The sequence below is a fragment of the Smaragdicoccus niigatensis DSM 44881 = NBRC 103563 genome (assembly GCF_000380645.1).
In the GTDB taxonomy this organism is placed as follows: Bacteria; Actinomycetota; Actinomycetes; order Mycobacteriales; family Mycobacteriaceae; genus Smaragdicoccus; species Smaragdicoccus niigatensis.
Genome location: NZ_AQXZ01000006.1, coordinates 69,606 through 81,957, shown reverse-complemented (window position 1 = coordinate 81,957; position 12,352 = coordinate 69,606). Strand labels below are relative to the sequence as shown.

The 12,352-nt window shown below is 64.7% G+C and carries 10 protein-coding genes; 5 read left to right on the top strand and 5 right to left on the bottom strand.

The features are described from left to right. Positions 1-641: HNH endonuclease signature motif containing protein (locus tag F600_RS31830; protein ID WP_018158705.1), on the top strand; the 641-nt coding region annotated here is incomplete at its 5' end. A 130-nt stretch (positions 642-771) separates the two neighbouring features. Next, entirely contained in the window at positions 772-2,343 is a 1,572-nt protein-coding gene (locus tag F600_RS0100965; protein ID WP_018158704.1) for a response regulator, read from the top strand. Here F600_RS0100965 and F600_RS0100960 read toward each other — a convergent pair. After that, complete coding sequence (locus tag F600_RS0100960) at positions 2,340-3,368, bottom strand: beta-ketoacyl-ACP synthase III (RefSeq protein WP_018158703.1); 1,029 nt, start codon at positions 3,366-3,368, stop codon at positions 2,340-2,342. The genes F600_RS0100965 and F600_RS0100960 overlap by 4 nt on opposite strands. Positions 3,369-3,456: 88 nt before the next feature. On the opposite strand from F600_RS0100960, the gene F600_RS0100955 reads away from it, so the two are divergent. Then, positions 3,457-4,044: a TetR/AcrR family transcriptional regulator gene (locus F600_RS0100955; protein ID WP_018158702.1), complete on the top strand. Its 588-nt coding sequence runs from the start codon at positions 3,457-3,459 to the stop codon at positions 4,042-4,044. Here F600_RS0100955 and F600_RS0100950 read toward each other — a convergent pair. Further along, entirely contained in the window at positions 4,028-4,660 is a 633-nt protein-coding gene (locus tag F600_RS0100950; RefSeq protein ID WP_018158701.1) for an NAD(P)-dependent oxidoreductase, read from the bottom strand. The two genes, F600_RS0100955 and F600_RS0100950, sit on opposite strands and share 17 nt — an antisense overlap. Positions 4,661-5,048: 388 nt before the next feature. On the opposite strand from F600_RS0100950, the gene F600_RS0100940 reads away from it, so the two are divergent. Together F600_RS0100940 and F600_RS26325 are read left to right on the top strand one after the other, a co-directional pair. Continuing rightward, positions 5,049-7,046: a prolyl oligopeptidase family serine peptidase gene (locus tag F600_RS0100940; RefSeq protein ID WP_018158699.1), complete on the top strand. Its 1,998-nt coding sequence runs from the start codon at positions 5,049-5,051 to the stop codon at positions 7,044-7,046. Between the two features lie 144 nt (positions 7,047-7,190). Further along, the gene (locus F600_RS26325; protein WP_018158698.1) at positions 7,191-8,117 is read left to right on the top strand and encodes a polysaccharide deacetylase family protein; all 927 of its coding nucleotides are present in this window, start codon (positions 7,191-7,193) and stop codon (positions 8,115-8,117) included. Here the strand turns inward: F600_RS26325 and F600_RS0100930 are convergent. From F600_RS0100930 to F600_RS0100920, 3 genes are all read right to left on the bottom strand, one after another. After that, positions 8,114-8,962: an alpha/beta hydrolase family protein gene (locus F600_RS0100930; protein WP_018158697.1), complete on the bottom strand. Its 849-nt coding sequence runs from the start codon at positions 8,960-8,962 to the stop codon at positions 8,114-8,116. The genes F600_RS26325 and F600_RS0100930 overlap by 4 nt on opposite strands. Before the next feature lie 18 nt (positions 8,963-8,980). Beyond that, positions 8,981-9,658 (bottom strand): response regulator, encoded by a 678-nt coding sequence (locus tag F600_RS0100925; protein ID WP_018158696.1) that lies wholly within the window; start codon positions 9,656-9,658, stop codon positions 8,981-8,983. A gap of 186 nt (positions 9,659-9,844) precedes the next feature. Further along, complete coding sequence (locus F600_RS0100920) at positions 9,845-12,352, bottom strand: sensor histidine kinase (RefSeq protein WP_018158695.1); 2,508 nt, start codon at positions 12,350-12,352, stop codon at positions 9,845-9,847.

Below are 12,352 nucleotides of genomic sequence, written 5' to 3'. Positions count from 1 at the left end.
TGGACTGCCAATGCCAGAACCCGGACTGTGCCTTCAAAGCCGGGATCGCCGGCACCCCGCGCCGCCCCCTCGTGCACGCGTTCGGCACCACCGCAACCCTCAACGGCACCAGCAACGAACCCGGCTGGATCGACGGCTTCGGCGTCATCGACGCCGACCACCTACGCGAACTCGCCCGCGACGCGATCATCCGCGACCTCAAGACACCGACCAACAACGAGGACGGCTACCGGCCCTCACGAGCGTTGGCCGACTGGGTGCGTGCCCTGCACGGCACGTGCCAGTTCCCCGGCTGCGACCGACCCGCATGGGAATCGGATCTTGACCACCGCAACCCCCACGCCACCAGCAAGAACACGAGTGTGTTCAACCTCGGACCGTTCTGCCGCAAGCACCACCGCGCCAAAACCTTCGGCGGCTGGCGACTCGAACAAACGTTGACTCTGATCAGCCCCCTCGGCTTCGAATACCCGATCCCCGCAACCGGGCCCCTCGCGGTCCTCGGCGAGCCAGATCCGCCCGCACCCAAACGACAGACCCGACTGAAAGGGCGAGCCCAACGCAAGGAGGCAGAACGGAAACTGAACAAGGCCGACCGCGAAGCACAGTGGGGCCGCGACGACGACGTTCCACCGTTCTGAGTACATGCGGCTTGATGAACTCTCAAGCGCCTCGGTATCGAAACGCGACGGTGGCAAAATTCCGCATGTGAGGAATGGCGTGCACAATACCTGCGTTGCCTTGGGAGCACCGAACGCCAGGAGTCCGCTAATGGATGATGCACTGTCTCAGCTGGCGCTGGAGTGTGCCCAGAAAACGACGGTCAGTGAGATCCTCTCCGCAGCCCTCCCGTTGCTGCAGAGACTCACTGGTGGCGGAGCGATCCGCTGGACTTCGGACCCTGATCCGGGTCACACCCTGCCGGGAAACGCCGGAACGCTCGTTCTGTCGGCCGACGAGACCGCACAGCTGACTCCGGGGCTGGCGATCCTCGACAACGCGATCGCCCGTGCGCAGGCCCAGGCCACTCTTGCCGACGTCGAAGAGCGCATGAACAACGCCCAGAGTCTGGCCAACATGGGCGACTACGACTGGCACATCGCGTCGAACACGAATCGTTGGTCCGACCAGCTGTACCGGATCTACGGTCAGGAGCCGCAGTCGTTCAATGCGTCCTACGACCGCTTCTTGTCGTTCATCCACCCCGACGACCGCGAGCGGATTCAGGCAATTCACCAACAGGCTTACGCGACCGGCGAGCCCTACGAGATGGTGGAGCGCATCGTTCGCGAAGACGGCAGAGTGCGCTATCTCGCGTCGAACGGCCAGGTGCTGCACGACGCCACGGGAACGCCCGAGCGGATGCGCGGAACCTGCATCGACATCACCGACCGGGTTCGGGCCGAGGAAACCTTCCGCAGTCTCGTCGAGTCCAGCCCGGACGCGATCCTCGTCGTCGACCACGCGGGATCGATCCTGGAGGTGAATGGGCACGCGTCGACCTTGCTCGGCGAACCGCTCATCGGGCGCACTGTTGCTGAACTGCGTCTCGTTGCAGGTGAAGGCGTCGCCACTTTCACGGTCACCGGCGACCCACTGCGGCTCGACGTCACCACGGCAAACCTGAGCGATGTCGGCGAGGGCTGCCGGCGGGCGATGTTCCTACGGGACGCGACATCCCGCATCGAGCGGGAGCAGCTCGCCGCACAACTTCGCGAAGTTCAGGTTCGCCGGCGCCAGGCACTCGAAGTCAACGACAACATCGTGCAAGGACTGGTCGCGGCCGTCCTGGCCATGAACCACAACCCCGGAATGGCTAAGTCCTACATGGAAACCACCCTGGCTGCCGCCCGTCGCTTGATGGACGACTGGCTGGAACCGCTCAGCGGCGAAGACCTCCGCCCCGGCGACCTGATTCGCCGATCTCCCTCGACTCTGGTGGTCGAGCAGGCCGCGCCGACGAGGATTCCCTCACCGTGCCCGCGAATCCTGATCGTTGACGACAACGGCGTGGTGCGGAACCTGATGCGGCTCGAAATCGAGAGCCTCCATAAGTACGAGGTCGTCGGCGAGGCCGCCGATGGGGAGGAAGCGATCGCGCGAACGATCGCACTCAAGCCCGACGTCGTGCTGCTCGATCTCGCAATGCCGATGATGGACGGACTGCAGGCACTCCCACTGATCCGCGCCGCCTCGCCCGGTGTCCGAGTGATTGTGCTGTCCGGCTTCGACTCACGTTCGATGGCCGAGAAGGCGCTCGCCGCGGGCGCGGACCGCTACCTCGAAAAGGGCTTCGAGATGGACCTCGGCATCGTCATCGACGAGGTTCTCGGCGCCCCTTAAGCAGTCTTCGGCAGTCGGACGACCTGCCCGGCGTACGCCAGGCCAGCGCCGAACCCGAGAACCAAGGCAACATCGCCAGGCTTGGATTGCCCCGATCGCAGCAACTGTTCCATCGCGAGCGGAATCGACGCAGCACTCGTGTTGCCCGTCGTCGTGATGTCCCGGGCAACGGCCACTCGGTCCGGCAATCCGAGCACCCTTGCGAGCGCATCGGTGATGCGGCTGTTCGCCTGGTGCGGCACGAACGCATCGAGATCGTCGACGGTCACGCCCGCGAGATCGAGTGCGTTGCGGCAGCCCTTTTCGAGGTTCGTGACGGCCCAGCGGAACACCGCGCTTCCGTTCATGCGGATGTACGGGCGCACCGAATCAGACCCGAGCTCCTCGACCTCCGCGAAGTACTGAGCGAAGTCTTTGTCCTGCTTGATCGCGCTCGTCTGACTTCCGTCCGAACCCCACGAAACCGGTCCGATGCCCTCGACGTCCGACGGTCCGACCACGACCGCACCCGAGCCGTCGGCGAAGATGAACGCGCATGTTCGGTCCGACTGATCGAGGAGATCCGACAGCCGCTCCGTGCCGATGACCAGCACATGACGCGCCTGACCAGCACGAACCTGATTGGCCGCGTTCGCGAGTGCGTAGCAGAAGCCCGCACAACCAGCCGAGACGTCGAAAGCTGCGGTGTCTTGCATGCCGAGTTCAGTCGCGATGATCGCACCGGCCGACGGCCCGAGCACCATTTGCGACGACGTCGCGAGGATGACGAGATCGATCTGGTCGGGCGCGAGTTCCGCAGCCTTCAAAGCGCCTCGAGCCGCCGCGGTGCTCATCGCGACGATCGTCTCGTCGGCCTCGGCCCAATGCCGGGCTTCGATGCCGGACCTGGTCTTGATCCATTCATCGCTGGAGTCGATGCGGTCGACGATCGCCGCGTTCGGGACCACTCGGCGGGGACGGTAGGAGCCGAGGCCGAGGATGGCGGCGTGCCGGACAGGAACCGCGGTCGCGATGTCGATGGTCATGACGTCCTCTCAATGTGAACCGATCGGTTCACATACCTCAGGTATAACATGTACCGATCGGTTCAACAAGGGCACGGAGGGTAAACAGATGACGGCTGGTCCGCGGGGGCGACTCATCGCCAGCACCATCGCGACCGTGCAGGAGCACGGCGTTCACGCCGCCGCCCTCAGCGAGTTGCTCAAGCGGAGCAACGCGTCCAAAAACTCTCTCTACCAGCACTTTCCGGCAGGCAAGAGCGAACTTGTCGAGACCACGTCGCGAATTGTCGCGCGGCTGGTCGAGTCACACGTCGCCAAGTCCGCGGACAGCTTGACGACCGCCGAATCCGTCGAGTCCTGGCTCGACGAGTTGTTCAGCTTCTGGCGAAAGCCGCTGGAAACCAGCGGCTACCGCGAAGGTTCGTTCATGATGGCGGCCGCTCTCGACGAACTCGACCCGGCGGTTCAGGCCGTCGCCGGCGAAGCCTTCAAGGACTGGATTTCCCGCCTGGCAGCGGGACTCATCAACGCGGGTGTGGGCCCAGATTCAGCCGAATCGATCGCCAGCCTGCTGCTCTCGGTGATCGAAGGCGTGATCGTCCAGAGCCGAGCCACGAAGTCGACGCGCGCATTCGATGATGCGCGCACCCACCTGGCGACGGTCCTGCGCGCAAACGGGGTCAGTGACCGACCGTAAATCGTTCGCGACGATGCGTTGGCTCGGCGATCTCGTCGACAAACGCCAGCGCGAAGTCGGTGCCGGAGATCTCCGACATCCCGTCGTCTTTCACGACAAGGACGTCTCCGCCGATGCGGTACTTACCCGTGGTTTCACCCGGCGCGAACCGGCCGAATAGCGCCGGCGGACTCACTACGAACCAGTCGAGAGAACTGGTGTCTGCCCGCAGTGCCGCCAGCACGTCAACCAAGGCCTGCGCCTCCGCTTTCCACGCCTCGTGGAAGTCCGGCGTATCGATCAGGCGCGGCCCGTCGGGCGAGACGAGCGAGCTACCGGCACCGCCCATGAAGCCCAGCCTGGTGCCGTGCGCGCGGGCCGTCGCCACCAGGGCAGGTAGCGCGGATGGCACTTGCTTAGAGGGGGCGATCGCGACGACAACGACGTCGTTGTCGGCGGCGAGCTTGTCGACAAAGGTGACGTCGTCAATGGCACCCTCTACGTAGGTGACGCCGTCGATCGGTTCCTCGGGCGTCTTGCGGGCCACCGCAGTGACCTCGAAACCGCGCTTTACAGCTTCGCTCGCAATGTGCGCGCCGGCATAGCCGGTGCCGCCCCAGATACCGATCTTCGTCATGACCAAACTCCTCGAGGACTTGTACGTCTACCTTGGCCGAACAGGACTCGCCGCGTTGGTATTCCGCGGTCGACGATCACTCTTTGGAAGACCGGCGAACGTTCGCCAACCAACCGAGCGACCCAAAGATTCGTACAAACGAATCGAAAACGCGCGGCACGTCCTCCCGCCGCGCCCGCAGCAACGCCGTGATCGTCACGATCACAACGAGCGCCACCACTATCAGCACTGTCCACGAAGCTCCACCGACGGAAAACCCGCCAGCCTGGAGCACCTTGTTGCTCAGGGATACCTCCTCACATCAATCCAACAAGATCGATTCTAATCGAACACGTGTTCGAACGATACGGTTTCGAACAGTCTCGGGACCTCCTGCAAGAATGACCAGATGACGGTCGATCCCTACCTCTGGCTCGAAGACATCACCGCAGACGCGGCCCTCGAGTTCGCACGCGAACGAAACGCGGTGGTCGACGCGAAATTCGGCAATCCAGCACTCCGGGACCAGATCCTCGACCTGCTCAACACCGACACCCGCATCCCGTACCCGACCCGCAGGGGCGAGTGGCTGTACAACTTCTGGCGCGACGCCGACCACGAGCGCGGGATCTGGCGCCGCACCACGTTTGAGGAGTACCGCAAGCCCGACCCCGAATGGGACGTCATCCTCGACGTCGACGCCCTCGCTGCGGCCGACGACGAGAACTGGGTGTGGGCCGGGGCCGCAGTGCTGCGTCCATCGCAATCGCGCGCACTGATCCACCTGTCACGCGGTGGCGGCGACGCCATCGTCATCCGCGAATTTGACATGGCGACAAGGTCATTCGTCGACGACGGGTTCACCGTTCCGGAAGCCAAGACCCGGATCAGCTGGATCGACGAGGACACCGTCTACATCGGCTCCGACTTCGGCGAGGGATCGCTCACCGACTCGGGCTATCCCCGCTTCGCAAAGAAGTGGCACCGGGGGACCCCGCTCACGGACGCCGAAACCGTCTTCGAAGCCGAGCCTTCAGACGTCTCCTGCAGCGCCGGTTACGACCGCACGCCCGGCTACGAATCGCACTATGTCGTCCGGTCGAGCGACTTCTTCAACGCGGACATCTATCTCCTCACCGATGCCGGGCTGACCAAGCTCGACGTTCCGACGGACGCGAGCGTCGACTGGCACAAAGACTGGATGACCGTCCGGCCGAAGACCGCCTGGACCACCGGCGGGCGCACCTTCGACGAAGGCAGCCTCGTCGTGACCCGGCTCAGCGAATTCCTCGCCGGCAAGCGTGAGTTCGAGGTTCTGTTCGCACCGGACGCGCATACCTCGTACGCCGGTTCCGGCTGGACGGCGAACCATCTGCTGCTCACCACGCTGCATGACGTCCACACCCAGCTGCATGTCTGCACTCCCGGCGACAACGGGTGGACGATCGAGGCGATGCCCACCGGCGAACGCATGACGACCACCTCGATCGCCGGTCTCGATCCCCTCGACGGCGGTGACGAGTTCCTGTTGCAATCCACCGGGTTCACGTTGCCGCCGGCCTTGTTCGAAGCCGCCGTCGGAACCGAGCCGAAACTGCTCAAGCAGTCCCCCGAGTTCTTCGATGCGACCGGGATGGTGACCGAGCAGTTCTTCGCGGTCTCGGACGACGGCACCGAGGTGCCTTACTTCGTCACCCGAAAGGCCGGAATTTCCGGACCTACGATCATGGGCGGCTACGGCGGTTTCGAGAATTCCTTGGTACCGGCCTACACCGGAATCAGCGGCGTCGCCTGGCTCTCGAAGGGCGGTATCAGCGTCAGCGCGAACATTCGCGGCGGCGGCGAGTACGGCCCGAATTGGCACAATCAGGCCCGGCGCGAAGGTCGCCATTTCGCCTTCGAAGACTTCGCCGCGGTTGCGAAAGATCTTGTCGCGCGCGGCATCACCACCCACGAGCAGCTCGGTGCGTCCGGCGGCAGCAACGGCGGGTTGCTCATCGGCGTGATGTTGACCCGCTACCCCGAACTGTTCGGCGCCCTCGTCTGCCGGGTCCCACTCCTGGACATGCGCAGGTACCACAAGCTCCTTGCGGGAGCGTCGTGGATCGGCGAGTACGGCGACCCAGATAACCCCGATGACTGGAAGTTCCTCAGCGAATATTCGCCGTACCAGCATGTTGACGCAGGTCGCGCCTACCCGCCCGTGCTCATGACCACGTCGACCCGAGACGACCGCGTGCACCCCGGCCACGCACGGAAGATGGTCGCGCGACTCGAGGAGACCGGTCACGAGATCTGGTACTACGAGAACATCGAGGGCGGTCACGGCGGTGCCGCCAACAACGAGCAGGCGGCATACTCCTCGGCCCTTGCTTTCGAGTTCTTCGAGCAGAAGTTGGGTTTGTAGGAATTAGCCGCGCGTTCACAATTCGTTCAACTTGAGAATTCAATTCGCGCAATGTGCCCAATTTCATAATCTCGATCAGTAAACGTGAATTCGACCACATGAAACGCGAATTCATTTGGCTTGCCGATATTGTTTTCATTCGAAATGAAACACGACAATGCCTTCCGATCCGCGATGCAGCGACCGCTGTCTCGCCGCGCCTTCGTGTCTGCCACCGTGCTGACCGGCGCAATCGGAGTCGCCGGGTTCACCGGCGCCGGAGCAGTGCGCAGAGGCGCCGCAGCCTCGGCAGCCGAACTCGATGCCACTGCTCGCAAAAGGCTTGAGCAGAACCGCGCGGTGGCGGCCAATCCCCACGTCGACCCCGCCCAGGTCGCTGCGAAGCACGCTTCTGCCCAACCCTTTGTCTGGGGCACCGCGATGGCGGGCATCATGTCCCGATTCGAGACGGATCGACAGCAGATCGCATTGACGCTCGATGCGTGTGGCGGACCGCGGGGATCGGGGTTCGACCAGCGGATCATCGATGCACTGCGCGCGGACCGCATTCCGGCGACCCTGTTCCTCAACGCCCGCTGGATCGAGGCCAACCGCGACCTGACCATCGCCTTGGCGCACGATCCGCTGTTCACGATCGCCAACCACGGCAGCCGCCATGTGCCTCTCTCGGTCACCGGCCGCGCCGCGTACAACATCGTCGGCACCGCAAACTCAGCTGAGGCGGTCGACGAGATCTGGCAATGCCACGAACTGCTGACCAACATCTGCGGCCACGCGCCTCGCTTCTTCCGCCCGGGCACCGCGCACTATGACGACGTTGCGGTCCAGATCGTCTCGGAGATTGGTGAACAACCGCTCGGGTTCTCGATCAATGGTGATTGTGGCGCCACCCTGAGCGCCGCGAGTGTCCAGTCTCAGCTGACTGCGGCCGTCCCCGGGGCGATCATCCTCGCGCACATGAACCAGCCCAATTCCCCGTCCGGCGGCGGCCTCATCGCGGGCGTCCGGAATCTGAAGGCCCAGGGCTGGGAATTCGTGTCCCTGGAAGACAAAAGGCTCGTTTCGGCCTAGCGGTCTCGAATCCATTTTTCGACCCGGTCCGCGAGGAGCCCGGGGTCTCGGATCCAGCCGTTGTGCCCCGTCGGTGATGGCAGGTTCCACCGCGTCACGTCCGAGCCGATCAACTTCCCGGCCAAATGTTCGACCGAGGCCGGCGGTGAGAAGTCGTCGTCGCCGAGCGTGATCGACAGGACCGGGGCCGTGATCTGGCCGATTCGCGTCTCGTAGTCGATATCGGCGCCCGTGGGCACGAATCGTCCGGTTCGGGCGAGGCGAGCCCAGTCCGCGATGAGCACCTTCGACTGGCGACCAAACCCGCCCACGAGATCCGGCCAGTAGCCCGCGACCCGCGAGGCCAGTGACATCACCGCACTGCCCGCGACGATTCCCGGGGACATGACTCCGCTGCGGCCTTTGTAGTACGGCGTCCCGGCACCGACGAGTATGAGGCCGCCGAGATGCCGGGCGCGCGCCGCGTACAGAACGCTCAACTGCCCACCCATGCTGTGGCCGAGGAGGAACGGCGTCCGGCCTGGAAATCGCTCCAAAGCCGTCTGAATGATCGCCGGGATGTCCACCGCGGCGATGTCGTGATACCCGAAGACACTGTTGGAGTGCGGTCTCGGCGCGCAGTCGCCCTGGCCACGTAGTTCGCCGACCGCCACATCGAAACCGCGTTCAGCCAAGGCGCCGGCGACGACCGTGTAGTAGCGACCACCGACACCCATGCCCGGCATGATCACGACGACGGGCTCGATGACATCCGGCGAAGAGCGCTCCGCGCGCGCCTTCTTGGCAGCCAGCAAGCGAACCGGAAGCACTGTTCCATCCGGCATCTGCGTCGCGACGGATTCCATGCCCCAATCCTCCCTCTCTCAGGGCTCGAAGCGGTATCCCATCCCGGCCTCCGTGATGAGGTGACGTGGGTGGCTCGGATCGACCTCGAGCTTGCGTCGCAGCTGCGCCAGATAGATCCGCAGATAGTGGGTCTCGCTGTGGTACGTCGGCCCCCACACTTCGGTGAGCAGTTGCTTCTGCGCGACGAGCTTTCCCGGGTTGCGAACCAGGATCTCCAGCACTTCCCACTCCGTCGGGGTCAGGTGGATTTCGGTGCCGTCGCGAATGACCTTCTTCGCGGCGAGATCGACAGTGAACGAGTCGGTCACCACCACCGGCTCGTCGCCCTGCTTCACCTGCGTTCGCCGCACGGCCGCGCGGAGCCGGGCCAACAACTCGTCCATTCCGAATGGCTTCGTGACGTAATCGTCGGCGCCCGCGTCGAGGGCATCCACCTTCCGGATTGATTCCGACCGTGCCGAGAGCACGATGATCGGCACTTCGCTCCACCCTCGGATTCCCGCGATGACCTCGACGCCGTCGATGTCCGGCAGCCCCAGATCGAGGATCACGACGTCCGGCTTGCGGTCGGCGACCTGGGCCAACGCGCGCTTCCCGGAGTCTGCGGTCAGCACGTCATAGCCCCGTGCCGACAGATTGATCCGGAGTGCCCGAAGGATCTGTGGCTCGTCATCGACGATCAACACCGTGGTCATGCGCGCACCGTCCTCGCCTGCGCTCCTCGCTGCGTTCCTCGCTTCGCTCCGGTACTCGCTGCGATTCTCCGGTCGTCCTCCATGCGCGGGGTCATGCGCGCACCGTCCTCGCCTGCGCTCCTCGCTGCGTTCCTCGCTTCGCTCCGGTACTCGCTGCGATGCTCCGGTCGTCCTCCATGCGCGGGGTCACGACGCCACCGGCAGCGAGACGACCATCGTCAAGCCCCCTCCCGGAGTGTCCTCCGCACTGATCGTGCCGCCCATCGCCTCGACGAATCCCTTCGCGACGCTGAGTCCAAGCCCGAGTCCGGGCACGCTGTCCCGATCACCCAACCGCTGAAACGGTGCGAACAATTGCTCGGCGGCATTCTTCGGCAGTCCGAGTCCCCGGTCGACGACGCGAAGTTCGACGGTATCGCCGTACTCGCTCGCCCGCACGGCGACCTCAGTCGGACGGTCTGCGCGTTGTCCATGACGCAGTGCGTTGTCGATGAGGTTCGCGATCACTCGCTCCAGCAGACCGGGGTCGGCGTTGACCGCCGGCAGCGTCTCATCGACCTCGACTCGAACCGACTGCCGAACGTCGATTCCGCGCAGCGCCCGCCCCACCGCTTCGTCATACGTAATCGGTCGCATTTGCGGGACGACCGCGCCCGTCGCAAGCCGCGACGAGTCCAGCAGGTTGGCGACCAAGGCCGCCAACCGATCGGCCGATTCTTCGACGGTCGCCTGCAGCTCGGATACGTCGCCCGGAGACAACCTCAACGATGGATCGCGGAGACTGCCGATCGCGGCCTTGATCGACGTCAGTGGCGTTCGAAGGTCGTGCCCGACTGCCGAGAGCAGTGCCGTGCGCAGTTGATTCGTTTCCACCTGACGTTGCGCGGTGGCGGAATCAGCGGCCAGCCGTTGCTGTCGCAACGCCAGCAGAGCCTGCCCGGCGGCGGCCTCGACCAGCCGATGATCAACGGCCGGGAGAGCCTTTCCCACCAGCGCGAGATGCACGTCGTCGGAAACCGCGATATCGATATCGGCTTCGCCTGGGTCAGCGGGTGGCGACGATCCGGCACTGGCGATCACTGTCCAGTCGCCCGACTCCTGCGTGTAAAGCGCAACGCACGACTGGCCGAAGTTCTCGCGGACCTTTTCGAGCAGATTTGGCAGCGGGTCCGGATCAGCGAGCACGGTTCGCGCATAGGAACCGAGGAGGGCGGCCTCGTTCCTGGCCTGAGCGCTCGCCACCGCCAACCGTGCCGCGCGGTCGACGACGAGCGCGACCAGCACCGCGACAATCAGCATCACGACCAGGGTCAACAGGTTCTCGGGCTCGGACACCGTGAAGGTGTGAATGGGCGGAGTGAAGTAGTAGTTCAGCAGAACCGCGCCGATGAGTGCGGCGGACACCGCTGGGCCCACTCCACCGAGAAGTGCCACGAGCACGATCGCGAGGAACATCGCCACGATGTCACTGGCATAGTTCAGCAAGCCAGGGAAAGCCACGCCCAACACCGTGACCAGGCCGGGCGCCACGAGCGCGAGAAACCAGGCCGACAACCGCCGGGCCCGTGTCATGACGCCGGGCGACCGATCCCAGCGAATCCCGCGACGAGACTCCTCGTGGGTCACCATATGGATGTCGATGGCACCCGATCGCTGGATGACGGCCGTCCCGATGCCTTCGTCGAACAGCCGCGCCAACCGGGACCGCCGAGACGTGCCGAGCACAACCTGTGTCGCATTGACACCCTGGGCGAAGTCGAGCAGGGCCCGTGGAACGTCGTCACCGACGATGCTGTGGAAGGACGCGCCAAGATCGTCGGCGATCTGGCGGCACTTGGTCACCGATTCCGGCGAGGCGGCCTGTAGTCCGTCTCCGCGCATCACGTGCACAACGAGCAGATCGCCGCTCGACCGCTGCGCGATTCGACGCGCGCGCCGAATCAGCGTCTCGCTCTCCGGTCCACCCGTGATCGCCACGACGACCCGCTCGCGGGCTTCCCAGGTCTCGGTGATGTCCTGCTCGCCGCGGTACTTCTGCAACGCGGTGTCGACCTGGTCGGCAACCCACAACAGCGCGATCTCCCGGAGAGCACCGAGATTCCCGAGCCGGAAGTAGTTGCTCAAGGCGGCGTCGATCTTGTGCGCGGCGTACACATTTCCGTGCGCTAATCGGCGGCGCAGGGCCTCCGGCGTGATGTCGACGATCTCGATCTGCTCGGCCCGCCGGACGACTTCGTCCGGAACTGTCTCGTGCTGTTCGACGCCGGTGATCCGCTCCACGACATCGTTGAGCGATTCCAGGTGCTGAATGTTGACCGTCGAAAGCACGTCGATCCCCGCATCGAGCAGCTCCTCGATGTCCTGCCACCGCTTTTTGTTGCGGGAGCCGGGTGCGTTGGTGTGCGCGAGCTCATCGACGACCGCGACCTCGGGCTTGCGCGCGAGAATCGCATCGATGTCCATGTCGTCGAGTTCGATCCCGCGGTACCGAACCGTGTGCCGCGGAACAACCTCCAAACCCTGCACCATTTCGGCGGTCTTGGATCGGCCGTGCGTTTCGACGAGCCCGATGACGACATCGGTTCCCCGCTCGCGGCGGCGGTGCGCCTCGCCGAGCATCGCGTACGTCTTGCCAACGCCGGGCGCGGCGCCGAGGTAGATCCTCAGTTCGCCGCGCCGCGGTTTGGGTTGCAC